This is a genomic window from Rhizobium sp. BR 249, assembly GCF_047445895.1.
GTDB lineage: Bacteria > Pseudomonadota > Alphaproteobacteria > Rhizobiales > Rhizobiaceae > Rhizobium.
Map to the genome: position 1 here is coordinate 72141 of NZ_JARWKX010000001.1, position 15514 is coordinate 87654.

General features: G+C 61.7%; 15 protein-coding genes and 1 tRNA gene. 12 read left to right on the top strand and 4 right to left on the bottom strand.

The genetic code is table 11. The features are described 5' to 3' along the window. Positions 1 to 21 precede the first annotated feature (21 nt). Positions 22 to 1239, bottom strand: a complete 1218-nt coding sequence (locus tag QD408_RS00335) for a regulator (protein ID WP_414137970.1) — start codon at positions 1237 to 1239, stop codon at positions 22 to 24. 286 nt (positions 1240 to 1525) lie between these two features. Between QD408_RS00335 and QD408_RS00340 the strand changes: the two genes are divergently transcribed. The 6 genes from QD408_RS00340 to QD408_RS00365 all read left to right on the top strand — a co-directional run bounded on the left by QD408_RS00340 (position 1526) and on the right by QD408_RS00365 (position 6835). Continuing rightward, positions 1526 to 2485 carry an NAD(P)H-dependent flavin oxidoreductase gene (locus tag QD408_RS00340; protein WP_414137971.1) on the top strand — a complete coding sequence of 320 codons (960 nt, stop codon included), beginning with the start codon at positions 1526 to 1528 and terminating at the stop codon, positions 2483 to 2485. 110 nt (positions 2486 to 2595) lie between these two features. Beyond that, positions 2596 to 2671: transfer RNA gene (locus QD408_RS00345), tRNA-Thr, on the top strand. Positions 2672 to 2873: 202 nt separating this feature from the next. Then, entirely contained in the window at positions 2874 to 3911 is a 1038-nt protein-coding gene (locus QD408_RS00350; RefSeq protein ID WP_414137972.1) for a hypothetical protein, read from the top strand. Next, positions 3911 to 4483 (top strand): hypothetical protein, encoded by a 573-nt coding sequence (locus tag QD408_RS00355; protein ID WP_414137973.1) that lies wholly within the window; start codon positions 3911 to 3913, stop codon positions 4481 to 4483. Before QD408_RS00350 ends, QD408_RS00355 begins: the two co-directional genes overlap by 1 nt. A gap of 264 nt (positions 4484 to 4747) precedes the next feature. Further along, positions 4748 to 5110, top strand: a complete 363-nt coding sequence (locus QD408_RS00360; RefSeq protein ID WP_414137974.1) for a hypothetical protein — start codon at positions 4748 to 4750, stop codon at positions 5108 to 5110. Positions 5111 to 5344: 234 nt separating this feature from the next. After that, positions 5345 to 6835 carry an MDR family MFS transporter gene (locus QD408_RS00365; protein WP_414137975.1) on the top strand — a complete coding sequence of 497 codons (1491 nt, stop codon included), beginning with the start codon at positions 5345 to 5347 and terminating at the stop codon, positions 6833 to 6835. Positions 6836 to 7005: 170 nt separating this feature from the next. Here QD408_RS00365 and QD408_RS00370 read toward each other — a convergent pair whose 3' ends face one another. Further along, the gene (locus QD408_RS00370) at positions 7006 to 7752 is read right to left on the bottom strand and encodes a glucose 1-dehydrogenase (RefSeq protein WP_088683958.1); all 747 of its coding nucleotides are present in this window, start codon (positions 7750 to 7752) and stop codon (positions 7006 to 7008) included. 108 nt (positions 7753 to 7860) lie between these two features. Between QD408_RS00370 and QD408_RS00375 the strand changes: the two genes are divergently transcribed. Continuing rightward, positions 7861 to 8205 (top strand): ArsR/SmtB family transcription factor, encoded by a 345-nt coding sequence (locus tag QD408_RS00375; protein ID WP_414137976.1) that lies wholly within the window; start codon positions 7861 to 7863, stop codon positions 8203 to 8205. Between the two features lie 243 nt (positions 8206 to 8448). On the opposite strand, the gene QD408_RS00380 is transcribed toward QD408_RS00375, so the two are convergent. Together QD408_RS00380 and QD408_RS00385 are read right to left on the bottom strand one after the other, a co-directional pair. After that, entirely contained in the window at positions 8449 to 9348 is a 900-nt protein-coding gene (locus QD408_RS00380; RefSeq protein ID WP_414137977.1) for a GntR family transcriptional regulator, read from the bottom strand. After that, positions 9311 to 9649, bottom strand: a complete 339-nt coding sequence (locus QD408_RS00385; protein WP_414137978.1) for a hypothetical protein — start codon at positions 9647 to 9649, stop codon at positions 9311 to 9313. Before QD408_RS00385 ends, QD408_RS00380 begins: the two co-directional genes overlap by 38 nt. On the opposite strand from QD408_RS00385, the gene QD408_RS00390 reads away from it, so the two are divergent. The 5 genes from QD408_RS00390 to QD408_RS00410 all read left to right on the top strand — a co-directional run bounded on the left by QD408_RS00390 (position 9642) and on the right by QD408_RS00410 (position 15508). Continuing rightward, positions 9642 to 11144 carry a UxaA family hydrolase gene (locus QD408_RS00390; protein ID WP_088683962.1) on the top strand — a complete coding sequence of 501 codons (1503 nt, stop codon included), beginning with the start codon at positions 9642 to 9644 and terminating at the stop codon, positions 11142 to 11144. The genes QD408_RS00385 and QD408_RS00390 overlap by 8 nt on opposite strands. 31 nt (positions 11145 to 11175) lie before the next feature. Then, positions 11176 to 12195 (top strand): aldo/keto reductase, encoded by a 1020-nt coding sequence (locus QD408_RS00395; protein ID WP_414137979.1) that lies wholly within the window; start codon positions 11176 to 11178, stop codon positions 12193 to 12195. Positions 12196 to 12204: 9 nt separating this feature from the next. Continuing rightward, complete coding sequence (locus QD408_RS00400; RefSeq protein WP_414137980.1) at positions 12205 to 12651, top strand: RbsD/FucU family protein; 447 nt, start codon at positions 12205 to 12207, stop codon at positions 12649 to 12651. A gap of 209 nt (positions 12652 to 12860) precedes the next feature. Then, positions 12861 to 13850: an ABC transporter substrate-binding protein gene (locus tag QD408_RS00405; protein WP_088683965.1), complete on the top strand. Its 990-nt coding sequence runs from the start codon at positions 12861 to 12863 to the stop codon at positions 13848 to 13850. 104 nt (positions 13851 to 13954) lie between these two features. Then, positions 13955 to 15508 (top strand): sugar ABC transporter ATP-binding protein, encoded by a 1554-nt coding sequence (locus QD408_RS00410; RefSeq protein ID WP_088683966.1) that lies wholly within the window; start codon positions 13955 to 13957, stop codon positions 15506 to 15508. Positions 15509 to 15514: the final 6 nt, after the last annotated feature.

A 15514-nucleotide genomic window follows, 5' to 3' on the forward strand; every position in this document is an offset into this window, starting at 1 on the left:
GGCGCCCTGCTGGGGACCGCATCACTGCCCCGGCAGGATACGGATGGCGAAGAGATTGATGCCGCGCGCCTTGCCGTCGAGATCGCTGTTGATAACAAGCGTTCCCGGTGAATTCGGCGCGAGCGAGCGGTCGAACCGCACCTGCAGCAGCGCATCCGATTTTTCCCGGGTGACGGTGAAGCGGTGGCGGGCGCAATTGCCGAGCGTCTGGAAATTGCACTCGACGCTGACCTGGGTCGGCTCGTCGGTGGTGGATTGCAGCGTCAGGGCGATCGTCGAGGATTTGCCGGCAAGCTGCTGCAGCACGGAGGCAGGCACGCTGATCGTGACATTGCCGTCGGCGGCACCGCTTTCGGAAATCAAGCGGATGGCGGGACCATCGTTCTCGGTGATGTTTTCGGTGCGCGCCCGGGAGCCGCTTTGGATCTTGTCCGCATCGGCGGGCTTGAACACCTCGATCCAATCCGCCGAAAAACTGTTCTGCGGATCGATGGTCACCGGCTGATCCGTGTGGGAGGCCGTGCCGTTCCCCGCGCTGTCGTCGTTGGCGCTGTCGTCATTGCCGGTGAAGTCCTCGGGCTGGGTGCTTGCCGGCGGATTGGCGACGCTGGTGTCGCGCTCGGCCGCCGTCAACAGCAGGCCCGACGTATAGGCCCACCAGGCGCCGATGCCGATGAAGGCCAGCAGCACGCACCAGACGAGGAGCCTCGAAAAGAACTTGCGCGGCTTGCGCCGGCCCGCGGCCCGTTCCGGCCGGAAATCCATCTCGGTGGCGCGCTCGCCGCGGCCAAGGCGCTCCTCTGCGACGGGGGCGGCGGAGAGATGATCGGCATTGCCGGCATGCACGCCGTCGAGGCTCGCTTCGTCGGCGTGGCGCATGACGACCTCGGGGGCGCGCACTTCGCCTGCGGCCACGGGACTGTCGATGAGGCTGTCGATATCGGCCACATCACCTCTGTGAACCGGAGGCGCCGGCATTTCCACGACCGGCGGCACCGGCACCTCAGGCGGTCTCTGCCGGGGGTGAAGGCGGTCGCGCTCCTCGCTTTCGATGGCGTGGATGGTGCTTTCCAGGCGATGACGGTGATGGGCCACGACCTCGGCATCGGTGATGTCCTGCTTGCGCAGGCCGGCTTCGAGCGCCTGGCGGGCGGACTGATAGATCCGCGCTCGAACCTCCGGATTGTCGCGCTCGGAGTTCTCGAGCGCCGTTCTGATGGCCGTTTCTAATCCGCTCACATCAAGTCCTTCACCTTGAAGCCGGCATTCGACTGTAATCTCTGCCTTTGCCTGTCAAAATTCGGTAACGGCAAGCGCGGCAAACCGCAAGCCTTGCGGGCGGGGCGGCGATCGATCGGCCGCGATAATGGACAGCTTTCACGGCTTGCGGGCCTCGCTTTCTTCGTCGTCTCGCAAATATATATTCGGGCTGAAATCGACGAAGGCGTGGCAGCCGCTCTTTAATCGCCTTTTCATCTCTGTTATGAGATTGACGTTTTCGTAAACGTCAATCGAGCGGTGAACCATGACCCTGCCCCCAATTCTCAAGGACAAACTGAGACTGCCGGTCATCGGCTCGCCGCTCTTCATCGTCTCGCATCCCGTGCTGACGCTGGCGCAATGCAAGGCGGGCGTCGTCGGCGCCTTCCCGGCGCTGAACGCCCGGCCGGAGAGCCAGCTCGACGAATGGCTGGCCGAGATCACCGAAGAACTCGCCCGCCACGACGCCGCCCATCCGGAAAAGCCGGCGGCGCCCTTTGCCGTCAACCAGATCGTGCACATGTCGAACAAGCGGCTCGAGCATGACCTCTCGCTCTGCGTCAAATACAAGGTGCCGATCGTCATCTCCTCGCTCGGCGCCGTGCCGGAGGTCAACGCCGCCGTGCATTCCTATGGCGGCATCGTGCTGCACGACATTATCAACAACCGCCACGCCCATTCGGCGATCCGCAAGGGCGCGGACGGGCTGATTGCGGTGGCGGCCGGTGCCGGCGGCCATGCCGGCACGCTTTCGCCCTTCGCGCTGATCCAGGAAATCCGCGAATGGTTCGACGGGCCGCTCCTGCTGGCCGGCGCGATCTCCACCGGCGGCGCGATCCTCGCCGCACAGGCGATGGGCGCCGACATGGCCTATATCGGCACGCCCTTCATCGCCACCGAAGAGGCGCGCGCCAGCGAGGCCTACAAGCAGGCGATCGTCGAAGGGGCCGCCGCCGACATCGTCTATTCCAACTATTTCACCGGCGTGCACGGCAACTATCTCAAGCCCTCGATCGTCGCCGCCGGCATGGACCCCGACAACCTGCCCGCAGCCGACCCCTCCAAGATGGATTTCGAACAGGCGACCGGCGGCGCCAAGGCCTGGAAGGACATCTGGGGCAGCGGCCAGGGCATCAGCGCCATCAAGGCCGTCGAACCGGTCGCAAACCTCGTCGACCGGCTGGAGGCCGAATACAAGGCCGCCCGCGCGCGGCTGGCGCTCTGAGCGCCATCCCCCTCTTTTTTGCCAAAGGCATGACAGGGCGCTTGAAATCTTCAAACAATGCCTGTATCAGCGCCATGCAAATCGCAGGCCGCACGCTTCGGCCGCCAAATGCCGCTTTAGCTCAGTCGGTAGAGCACATCATTCGTAATGATGGGGTCACGTGTTCGAGTCACGTAAGCGGCACCATTTTTCAAGCTGCTCGTTCCGTTGTGAACACATTCCATACGCTGGGACATCCTTCTGTGAGTGCCAGGGTCTAGAAATTGCCGCCAATACATGTTGGCTGTATCTCCCCCACTACTTAGCCCTTGCAAGGAACAAGCAAAGATTTGACTCGCCTTTAGCTAGAAATTTTCGTCTATTGCCAATGAAACAGTGGGAGGAAGATTTGGCTACCGCGTATCATATGGTCCATTATCGAAAAGTAGTGAGTTGTGGAGCAGACAAACTAGAGGCAACGTTTGAAGCGGCATGTCGCGGCTCTCTTGGTGAGACGGATGCGAATAACATTTCTTTATGGAACAGGGTTTTTGATCGGGTCTTTAGCGACCCAGAGGGCATGCAACAGCAAATCATACTAAATCGAGTGGCCGATCTCACAAGTGCGGTTTTCGGCGAGATGTGCATGGTTGACACTAAGAGCATGCAGGCGTTGCTAGCGCACAACCCTTCGACGGTATCTTTGTCGCAGGTCACGGTTGCTGAGATCTACGACCTGCACGAGAGCGAGGCTCCAAGCGGATCGCAGTTCGTCAGGGGAATGGCATATTGGTTGGCGATCGGGAACCATTTGTTTTTTGTGAAGACAAACTCGATGTCGCAAAGGTTGATGCAGAAATACTTCAATTGGCTCTTGATTGGGAAAAACGCAGGTTATCCCGCTGGCGCGGAGATCGATTTTCAGGCCGAGTTCAACAAAGCAGCCGTGCCAAGCAACATAGGTGATATCAAGGCGTTCCGGGTAAAAGGCGGCTCAGCCCCGCAGTTTGTCGCAAACGTGGTAGAGGATCAGATGAAGGAAGTTTCTACCACCAAAAAAATTGCCGACAGGTTTGTTGCCTTTTCGCAAGCCGTCCCGATTATCCGCGCAATACTTGGGGAGGAGAAAACCAAGTCGTTGGTAGATAGTTTGGGGCCCCAAGAATACCTGTCCGTCGATGCCTCTGTGAAAGTGCGAGGCCGCCGGACCGAGGCATCTAAAATGAAGCTTAAAGAACTCACCGCTGGGCTGGATGATCTAACTGATGGAACTATTCAGATCGAAGGCCGCAACGGGAGGATTTCGGATGGAGACGCAATTTTACGGACCACCATGCCGTTCGCTTTGGTTACGGAGGGTGCCTCTCTACTGGAGTTCAACAACGTTGCTGATCAGTTGCAGGTGGTCTACTCACGATTTGTTCAGGATGGTATGATTGAGGCCTGATGCGAAAGCTGCTGCCATTCTTCTTGATTGTTGTAATCGTCGCCGCCTTAGCGGGGTGGCAGCTTAACATTTCGCGACTTTTCCCGACATTCCAGCCGATCAGCGTAGTGTTATCGATTATGGCTGCGGCAATTTTTGTCCGTCTGAATCGCGGCATGCCAACGATCGACTGGAAATCTCTGACTGGAGAGGAGCGGAACCGTATTGCCGAACGCATGGTAGCTATAGCCGGTGATTATGTCGTGGGCCTCGGCTTCTCTGGTTGTTCAATAGCGACGCTTGTCTGCTTGGTCGCGCTAGGCCCTCAACAGGCGACATCACTGTCACGCGAGATGCAGGTTGGCATTGTGTCGTGGTTCATATTCAGTCTCGGGGCGTCAACGGTTTGGATGGGTTATGTAATTTGGCGCGACTATGACATTATGCTTCTGCAAAAACAGGTGATCGAGGAAGCGACGTTGCGAGAGCAGCGGGAAAGAGATATTCAAGCGGCGAAAGAAAAGTCTGCTGCGATGAAGGCTTCTAGCGTCACGGTTGCTCCCACTCCGGTAAGGCCCTTCCAGAGCAATTGACCAACGCCTTAGGTACTTCCGCGAACCGTGGAGCGCAGACGCATATAGAGACATAGGCTTGTCCCATCACTGGCCTGACCGGGCAATAACATTGACGTGCTCCTCTTGCGGTCATCTCCCATCTCCCGTAGCCGAGCATTGCGTATCCTCGTCGTGCTCCTTTTTCAGCTAGGCGGATTACAGTTTCAATCAAACGACGATTAAATCGCATCCGTAATAGGAACATGCCGCCCCGGAACAGGTTCTCCCCTCGAGGCAACAAGGATGGAGACCATCATGTTCCGTAAACTCATCGTTATATCCCTCCTTTCAATCGGCCTTGCCGGCTCGGCCATGGCGCAGACGGCCGGCGGCGCCAATTCCAGCGGGCGGCTCTCGGTAGCGCCCGTCATCGGCGGATCGGGGAATTCCGGCTCGGGCTCGACCGGCGCCGGCGGTTCGGGGTCGGTTGGCAGCGGTTCCGTCGGCGCCGATCCCGGTACCACCGGCAGCACGACCGGCACTGGCGGCGTCGATCTCGACAGCGGCCGCAGCACGATCAATCCCGGCGGGGTCAATCCGGATCTGCAGCAGGTGCCGGGCTGCACCGCGGGGACCGGTTCGCTCAGCGAGGCATGCCAGCAGTGAGGATGGGCGACCTTCCGCCTACTGACCGGATGAAGGCCCGGAGCGGGTTTGCGCGCCGGGCCTTTGTTTCCGCCGCCGTTGCGGAGAAAAACAAACGCTGCCACGAGAACTGCTTTACCGGCCGGCGTCCAGGCCGTAAAAGAATTGCCATCCCTCCGCAAACGGCGCATCGCCGCCCATCCAGCCAGCCTGCCGATATTTTCCGGCCCTGCGGAGCACCCGAAGAGGATCGTCATGTCGAATGCAGCGCATCGCTCCAACCGCATGCTTGTCGTCGCCACCATCATGCTTGCGACCTTCATGGTGGCGATCGAGGCGACGATCGTGGCGACCGCCATGCCGCGCATCGTCGGGCAGCTCGGCGGTTTTTCCTATTACAGCTGGGTGTTTTCCGCCTTCCTGCTGGCGCAGTCGACGACGACCGTCATCTACGGCAAGCTTTCCGATATTTTCGGGCGCAAGCCGGTGCTGATCGGCGGCATCCTGATCTTCCTCGTCGGCTCGGCTCTTTGCGGCTTTGCCTGGTCGATGATGTCGCTGGTGCTTTTCCGGCTGCTGCAGGGGCTGGGCGCCGGCGCGATCCAGCCGGTGACGATGACCATTATCGGAGACCTCTTCACGCTCGAAGAGCGCGGGCGGGTGCAGGGCTTCATGGCAACCGTCTGGGCGACCTCGGCCGTCGTCGGGCCGCTCGCCGGCGGCATCATCGTCGACAACATCTCCTGGGCCTGGATCTTCTGGATCAACCTGCCGATCGGCATCGTCTCCATCTTCGCCTTCATGGTGTTCCTGAAGGAGGACGTGGCGCACAAGCAGGCTGAGATCGATTATCTCGGCGCCGTGCTGTTTTCGATCTCGATCGTCGCGCTGCTCATCATGCTGACCGAAACGGATGCGAGCGCCTGGATCCTGCTCACGCTTTTCGCCGTCTTCGTGGTCGCGGGGCTTCTGTTTCTCGGCCAGGAGAAGCGAGCGCCTGAGCCGATCATTTCGATCGCGCTCTGGAGCCGCCGGCTGATCGCCACCAGCAATGCGATGACGCTGCTGGCGGGCATGGCGCTGATCGGGCTTTCGACAATTCTGCCGCTCTATGTGCAGGGCGTGCTTGGCCGCTCGCCACTCGTCGCGGGCTTCACGCTCACCATGCTCGTCGTCGGCTGGCCGATGGCGGTGATGCTCTCCAGCCGATTCTACAGGGCATTCGGCATTCGCCGCACCTTGCGCGCCGGCAGCCTGCTGTTTCCCTTCGGTGCCTGTTTCCTGCTGTTCCTGACGCCGGAAAGCTCTCCTGTCCTTGCCGGCACCGGCTCCTTCTTCATGGGCTTCGGCATGGGCCTCATCAGCCTCACCAGCATCGTGCTGGTGCAGGACAGTGTCGAATGGTCGATGCGCGGCAGCGCCACCGCCTCGATCATCTTCGCCCGCAGCCTCGGCAATACACTCGGCGCCACCGTGCTCGGCGCGATCCTGAACGCCGGCATCAGCCATTATGCGACCGGAGAAGCGGCGGCCGGCCTGCATGAGGCGCTGAACCAGCCGACCGGGCTCTCCGAACTTGCCGCCGATCCGGCGACCCGCGCAGTCTTCGACGCCGCCTTGCACTGGTGCTTCTGGGGCGTGGTCGTCGTCGCCGTGCTGACCTTCTTCACCACCTGGCTGATCCCGGTCGGCCATGGCCGGAAACGCGAGGAGCCGGCTGTGGCGAGCGAGGCGGCCTCGCATTAAAGCATGTCGCGCAAAAGTGTGCAGCGGTTTTGCGAAAACGACATGCGTAAAACAAAGACCTAAAGCGCGAAGAGCGAATCTGAAAGATCGCGACGCGCCTTAGCAGTTTGGCTTTCCGAAGCGCGGAAACGGTCACGTGCTCCATGAAGGAGCACGCACCATGACAGCTATCAGCGAAAACCGCCGCTGGCAGCCAATCGCTCGCCGGTCAGCCAGCGGGCATCATCGGAAGCGAGGAAGACCGCGACACCGGCGATATCGTCCGGCTGGCCGGTGCGGCCGAGCGGAGTCTGGGCCACCAGTGTCTGCTCGAAATCCGAGCCGATGACGCCGGCGGTGTGCGTGCCCTCGGTCTCGACGATCCCCGGGAGGATCGCGTTGACCCGGATCTTGCGCGGGCCCAGTTCCTTGGCAAGCACGCTGTTGATGCCTTCCACGGCGCCCTTCGTGCCGGTATAGACTGAAGAGTCCGGCGGAGCCAGGCTGGTGACCACCGACGAGATGTTGATGACGCTGCCGCCTTCACGGAGATGCTTGACCGCCGCTTGAGTGGTCAGCAGCACGCCCAGAACGTTCACGTCGAAGATGCGGCGATACTGTTCCTCAGTCACCTGCTCGATCGGCGCGAATTCATAGACGCCCGAGTTGTTGACCAGCACGTCGAGCTTGCCGAACTCCTTGACTGCGGCATCGACCAGGCCCTGCGCCTGTTCGGCCTTCGAGACATCGCCCTGTACCGCGATGGCTTTGCCGCCGGCGGCGCTGATCGCCTCGACCACCGCATCCGCTCCGGCCTTGCTGGAGGCGTAATTGACCACGACTTGCGCACCTTCGGCCGCGAGCGCCTTGGCAATCGCGGCGCCGATCCCTTTGGAGGCCCCGGTTACGACAGCCACCTTTCCTGCGAGCTTCGCCATCTTCCATTCCTTCTGATCCGGACTGCCGCCGAAATTGACGGCCTTGTTCCGTAGTTCAGAAATTCGGAACTGTTGATCTTGATGTCAAGGGCCGCTATATGAAAATTCATGAGACCGCTCTTTCACCCAGCGATAGAGGACATCCAGCCTGAAGCGATCCTGTATGCGCTTGCCGATCCGGAACGGGCCGCAATTTTCGCCTGGCTTGCCGGCGCCGGCTGTGGCGGAACCTGTTCTGCGCTTGCCGATCTCGGCGACCGCACCATTCCAAAGTCATCGCTCTCGAACCACTTCAAGGTGCTGCGTGAATCCGGGCTGATCCGAAGCGAGCGCCAGGGTGTGGAGATGCGCAACCAAACCCGCTGCGCGGAACTGGACGAACGCTTCCCCGGCCTCATCAGGGCTATTCTGACGGCTTACGGACAGCTTCCCGAGCAGCGGAAGGTGGATTGACAGCGCTGATGTGCCGCAAGCGTGTAACCGTGTGGCCCCCTCATCCGACCCTGCGGGCCACCTTCTCCCCGCTGGGGAGAAGAGGGAGACCCCGTTGGATCGAGTGCTTCCGAAGAGGCGGGTTCGTTTGCGCAGTGTCGGCGCACCTTGCTTTCCCTTCTCCCCAGCGGGGAGAAGGTGGCCCGCAGGGCCGGATGAGGGGGCCAAACGGCATACCCTAATTGTAAGTATTCACTTACGCCATCAAGCGTTTTCCGCCGTATTCTGCGGCAAAGATTGCAGCAGTGTTTGTCGCGCGGAGCGCAGATGCACGCGGCAGGCCTTTTCGATGGCCGACTGGTCGCCGGATTCAAGCGCTGCGATATAATCCAGATGTTCGTGGATCGCCCGCTCGTTGCGCTCGCGGGCTGCCGCCTTGTTCCATTGGTAGTGATAGTGGAAGATGATGGCGATCGCATCGTAGAAATCGGCGATGAAGCGGTTCTTCGAGGCGCGGTGGATCAAGAGGTGGAAGCGCTCGTCGAGGACGGAGAAATCCTTAAAGCGCTGGTTGATGTCATCAAGCATCGCGACATGTTCCTCGCGCATGGCGGCAAGATCAGCCCAGGCCTGGTTGTCGCGGGAAAGCCTGCCGAATTCGGCGGCGGAATGCAGCTCGAACATTTCGCGCACGTCGGCAAGCTCGAGCGCGAATTCGCGGGTGAACCCTTTGAGCGTCCAATGGCTGTTCGGCCGCTTTTCGATGAGGCCGAAGCGGGAGAAACGGATCAGGAATTCCCGCACGCTCGTCGTGCCGGTGCCGATCTCGCGGGCAAGCTCCAGCTCGTTGATCTGCATGCCGGGTGCCGCGTCATCGGCAAGGATGCGCCGCATGAAACTGCGCTCGATGATGTCATGCAGTGAATCCGTCTCTTCGGAGGGGAAGAGGTCGCGGTCGGTCGGCTGGCGCAGCACGGTCTTCTGGCGCTTGTTCCAGCGGATGATGCCTTCGTCGCTAAGGCGGGTCAGGATGGCGCGCGCGGTCGAGCGGCTGACGCCGAGCTGGGCGGCGATCTCCGGCTCCGAGGGGAGCGCGGTATCGGTGCGCAGCGCGGCAGCGTAGCGATTATACGCTTCCTTGAAGACCGTGTTCTGCCTTGCCATCAGACCCCCGCTTTTCCGCCCGAATGCGCAACGACCATACCCGCTCGGAAAGCGGGACGGGGCCGAACCCAGGGCTCGTCCGGACGACCTTTATCTCATTTCCGGCCGCCTGCGGCGCATTGCCTCCCTCGTCCACAGGATCAATATTCCCGTTGACTTGAAAATGTTTATTGTAGATAAAAAACAAAATCAATGCGCAATCGCCGATGCAGCGGGCGCTTCCTTGGAGCAGGAGCATGATGCCGTTCGAAAGCCGCTCAGGCTTTTCGGCAGCATGCTCAAGGGAGAAGAGATTGGACAAGCAGCCTTGGATCATCCTCTCGGCCGGAGACAATGTCGCGGTCGCAACGGCAGCCATCGCACAGGGTTCGACGGTTGCCGGCACAGAGGCCCGCCAGAAGATCGACCCCGGCCATAAGGTGGCGATTGCCGATATTCCGCTTGGGTCCCCTGTCGTGAAATACGGACAGGCGATCGGCCGCACGACGGCCGAGGTCAAGGCAGGCGACCATGTGCACAGCCACAACCTGCATTTCGAAAACGACCGGCTGGCGGCAACCGCCAATTCGGCGCCGGAAACGGCGACACCTCAGGACAAGGCGCGCACCTTCATGGGCTACCGCCGCGCAGACGGGCGGGCGGCAACGCGCAACTATATCGGCATCATCGCCAGCGTGAACTGTTCCACCACGGTCTGCCGGGCCATCGCCGACGAGGCGAACCGGACGATCCTGCCGCATTACGAAGGCATCGACGGCTTCGTGCCGATCGTGCACGACCAGGGCTGCGGCATGAGCTCGACCGGCGACGGCATGAACGTGCTGCACCGGACCCTTGCCGGCTACACCAGGCATGTGAATTTCGGCGGCGTGCTGATGATCGGCTTGGGCTGCGAGGTCAATCAGCTGACGCTCTACGGCCAGAGCGGCGCGGGCGCCTCCAAGCGCCACTTCAACATTCAGGATGCCGGCGGCTCGCGCCGCGCGGTCGAGCGCGCCATGGGCGTGCTGCGCGAAATCGCCGCCGACGTGGGCAGGGAAAAGCGCGTGCCGATGTCGATCGGCGAGATCATCATCGGCCTGCAATGCGGCGGCTCGGACGGCTTTTCCGGCATCACCGCCAATCCGGCGCTCGGCGTCGCCGCCGATCTGCTGGCGGCTGCCGGCGGCACGGCGATCCTGTCGGAAACCTCGGAAATCTACGGCGCGGAGCACCTGCTGCGCAGCCGCGCCGTCAGCGACGAGGTGGCAAAGAAGCTCGACGAGAAGATCGCTTGGTGGGAGGACTATGTCGCGCTCCACGGCGCCTCGCTCGACAACAACCCCTCCCCCGGCAACAAGCGCGGTGGGCTCACCACCATCCTGGAAAAGTCGCTCGGCGCCGTCGCCAAGGGCGGGCGTTCGCCGCTGACGGCGGTCTATGGTTATGCCGAACGGGTGACGGCCCCCGGCCTCGTCTTCATGGACACGCCAGGCTACGACCCGGTCTCGGCGACCGGCCAGGTGGCGGGCGGAGCGAACATGATCGCGTTTACAACTGGCCGCGGCAGCTGCTTCGGCTGTCGCCCGGCGCCGTCGCTCAAACTTTCCAGCAATTCGGCGCTCTATGCCTCGATGGAAGAGGACATGGACATCGATTGCGGCACGATCGCCACGGGCGACGCGACGATCAGCGGCAAGGGCCGCGAGATCTTCGACCTCATCGTCGACACGGCCTCCGGCAAGAAGACGAAGAGCGAGATCTTCGGCTACGGCGATAACGAATTCGTGCCCTGGCATCTCGGCGCGACGCTCTAAGTAGACATTAAAGGCTTCGCGAGGAGGAACGATGCGGACGAGACGGATCGGCAAGACCAAGCTTGACGTGACCGAAATCAGCTACGGCGCGGCGCCGCTCGGCGGTCTCTACCGCGCATGCCCGCGCGAGCAGGCGATGGAAACGCTGCAGGCCGCCTGGGACAGCGGCATCCGCTATTTCGACGTCGCTCCCTGGTATGGGCTTGGCCTTGCCGAACGGCGCATGGGCGACTTCCTGCGCGACAAGCCGGATGGAAGTTACGTGCTTTCCACCAAGGTCGGCCGGCTGCTGAGGCCGGTGCCGACCGGTACCGTGCCCGAATACGGCTATGTCAATCCGCTCTCCTTCGATGCGGATTACGATTATTCCTATGACGGCATCATGCGCTCGGTCGAGTTCAGCTATGCGCGCCTCGGCCTCAACCGCATCGACATTCTCTACGTGCACGACATCGGCGGCTATACGCACGGCGCGGCCAAGAACGCGGTCTATCTGAAGCAGTTCCTCGATTCCGGCGTAAAGGCGCTGGAGGAGTTGCGCGCGTCCGGGGCGATCTCCGCCTTCGGCCTCGGCGTCAATGAAGTCCCCGTCTGCCTCGACGTTTTGCGCCATGCCGATCTCGACTGCATCCTGCTGGCCGGACGCTATACGCTGCTCGACCGTTCGGCGGAGGAGGAGCTCCTGCCGCTCTGCCGGCAGAAGGGCACGTCGCTCGTCGTCGGCGGCGTCTTCAACTCCGGCATTCTCGCCACCGGCCCGGTGCCGGGGTCGCATTTCGATTATATGCCGGCAGATGACGACGTGCTCGCCAAGGTCGGTGCGATGGAAGCGATCGCCAAGCGCCATGGCGTGCCGCTTGCGGCGCCCGCCATGCAGTTTCCGCTGCGCGATCCGATCGTCGCTTCCGTGCTGATCGGCACGGCGAAGCCCTCGAGCCTGACGCGCAACATGGAGATCATCGAGCCGCGGCTTCCCGACGATATTTATGCCGAATTCGAACCCTATACTCTGGTCGCGCCGCCACTCGGCAGCGAAGCGGTCCGGGTCTGAGGAGACAATATGCTTAGGGGTATTCACCCGCTGCTCGGTCCCGACCTGCTCCATGCCCTGAAGACCATGGGGCATGGCGACGACATCGTCATATCGGACGCCAATTTTCCCTCCGGTTCGATGGGTCCGCCCGTCATTCGCGCCGACGGCGTGAGCGCCACGGCCATGGCGGAAGCGATCCTCACGCATATGCCGCTCGACACCTTCGTGCCGGAAACGGCATGGCGCATGGAGGTGGTCGGCGACCCTGCCGCGGTGCCAGAAGTGTGCGCGGAGTTCCAGCAGATCATTTCGAAGCGCGCCGGCGATTTCCGGATCGTGCCGGTGGAGCGCTTTGCCTTCTACGCGATGGCCCGCAAGGCCGCCTATATCGTCGCGACGAGCGAATTCCGGCTGTACGGCAACCTGATTTTGAAAAAGGGCGTCGTGCATCCGCACGAGGTCGACCTGACCTGATAGCTATTTTAGGCTATCGTTGTATTGAAATAAAATCAGTAGCTTGAGAGGAGTTTTCCGGAGTAAAAAAGCGCGATCGGCACTCTTGCAATTTGATTGCGCCTCGGCTAGCTTCTCCCTGCAAATGTTTTTTATCGATAAAAACCCTCCGCCAGCGTTCAGCGGTCCGGTTTATTTGGAGGAGAACGCACCCTGAGAGGAGAACCCTTATGAGCATCGTGAAATCCCTTCTGTCCCGCCGCGCCTTTACCGCGCTCGCGGGTGCCGCCGTCATCGCCACGGCGATGCCGGCCACATCCTTCGCCGCCGACGTGACGATCCCGATCATCGTCAAGGACACGACGTCCTTCTACTGGCAGATCGTTCTGGCGGGCGCCCGCAAGGCCGGCAAGGATCTCGGCGTCAACGTACCGGAACTCGGCGCACAGGCCGAATCCGACGTCAACGGCCAGATCAGCATTCTGGAAAACGCCGTCGCCGGCAAACCCGCCGCCATCGTCATCTCGCCGACCGAATTCAAGGCGCTCGGCAAGCCGATCGATGAAGCCGCCAAGTCCGTTCCGATCATCGGCATCGACTCGGGCGCCGACTCCAAGGCATTCAAGTCGTTCCTGACGACCGACAACGTCCAGGGTGGCCGCATCGCCGCCGACGGCCTTGCCGCCGCCATCAAGGAGATGACGGGCAAGGAAGAAGGCGAAATCGTCATCCTCACCAACCTTCCCGGCGTCGGCTCGCTGGAACAGCGCCGCGAAGGCTTCCTGGATCAGGTGAAGACCAAATATCCGGGCCTCAAGGTCATCGCCGACAAATACGGTGACGGCCAGGCGACGACCGGCCTCAACATGATGACCGACCTGATCACGGCCAACCCGAAGCTCGTCGGCGTCTTCGCCTCGAACCTGATCCTGGCGCAGGGCGTCGGCCAGGCGATCGCCGAAAACAAGCTCGGCGACAAGATCAAAGTCATCGGCTTCGACAGCGACGACAAGACGGTCGGCTTCCTCAAGGACGGCGCGATCGCCGGCCTCGTCGTTCAGGACCCCTATCGCATGGGCTATGACGGCGTGAAGACCGCGCTCGCCGTCTCCAAGGGCGAGAAGGTTCCGGAAAATGTCGATACCGGCGCCAACCTCGTCACCAAGGCGAATATGGCCGATCCGAAGATCGACGCGCTCCTGAACCCGAAGATCAAGTAAAACGACAGACGGCCGCGCCGGCTTCAAAAACCGGCGCGGTCTTTTCCATCCATGGTATGTTTCCTGAGGGTGGAGAGCAGAGGCGACAAGAGGAGGAGAGGTCCATGATCGGACTGGAAGAGGTCAGTCATCGCCATGATGACAGCGCCACGCTGAAAGAGGCCAATCGGATTCCCACCGGATCGCCCATCCTCGAACTCAGAGGCCTGCAGAAGAATTACGGTCATGTCCAGGCGCTGAAACCGGCGACGCTGACCTTCCTGGCGGGGGAAATCCACGCCATCGTCGGCGAAAACGGCGCCGGCAAATCCACCCTCATCAAGCTGCTCACCGGCGTCATCACCCGCACGGCGGGCGAGGTGCTCTGGTGCGGCCATCCGGTGGGGCTCTCGACACCGAACGAAGCGATCGCCCGCGGCATCAACGCCGTGCATCAGGAAGTCGTGCTCTGCCCGCATCTGACGGTTGCCGCCAACCTCTTCCTCGGGGACGAGGTCAACCGCTACGGCCTGATGCGCAAGAAGCAGATGGAAAAGATGGGGCAGGCCGTGCTCGACGATCTCGGCTTCGGCCTGCCGGCAGGCGCACTGCTGAGCTCGCTGACGATCGGCCAGCAGCAACTGGTGGCGACCGCGCGCGCGGCCATGCGCGGCACACAGTTCCTGATTTTCGACGAGCCCACAGCCTATCTCACCCGACAGGAATCGGCACAGCTCTTCAAGCTGATCCGCCGCCTGCAGGGCGAAGGCGTCACCATCGTCTATATCAGCCATCGCATGGAAGAAGTCTTCGAGCTTGCCGACCGTGTCTCGGTGCTGCGCGACGGCACGCATGTCGGCACGCGCCCGATCGGCGAGACCAACGAGGCCGAGCTGATCGCGCTGATGATCAATCGCTCGATCGAACAGATCTACCACAAGGAGGAGATTGCCATCGGCGAGACGATCGTCGAGGTCCGCGGCCTCTCCGGCCCAGGCTTCGAAGATGTGTCACTGAGCGTCAAGGCAGGACAGATCGTCGGGCTCTACGGCCTGATCGGTGCCGGACGCAGCGAATTCGCCCTCGGCCTCTACGGGCGCCAGCCGACAACATCAGGCGATGTTCAGTGGATGGGCAAACCTGTCCACATCAGAAACGAACGCACGGCGATGGAACTCGGCATTGCGCTGGCGCCCGAAAGCCGGCGCGATCAGGGGCTCTGCCTCAATCAGTCGATCGGCCTCAACATCAACCTGCCGGTATTCGGACGCCTCAGCCACGGGCCTGTCATCAACCACGCGCGTGAATCGGCGAATGCCGACAAGCAGATCCGCGATCTCAGTATCAAGACGCCGAGTCGGCGCGTTCCCGTCTCCAGCATGTCGGGCGGAAACCAGCAGAAGGTCGTCATCGGCAAGTGGCTGAGCCACGGAGCGAGACTGTTCATCTTCGACGAGCCGACCGTCGGCGTCGACGTCGGCACCAAGGCTGAGATCTACCGGCTCTTCGCCAAGCTTCTGAAGGAGGGGGCGGGCATCATCCTGATCTCCTCCTACCTGCCCGAGGTCTACGAACTGGCCGACCGGCTGCATGTCTTCCGCGGCGGCAAGATCGTCGCGAGCCATGATTTCCACGCGGCGACGCATGAACAAGTGCTCAGCGAAGCGATCGGCGTCTGAGCGCAA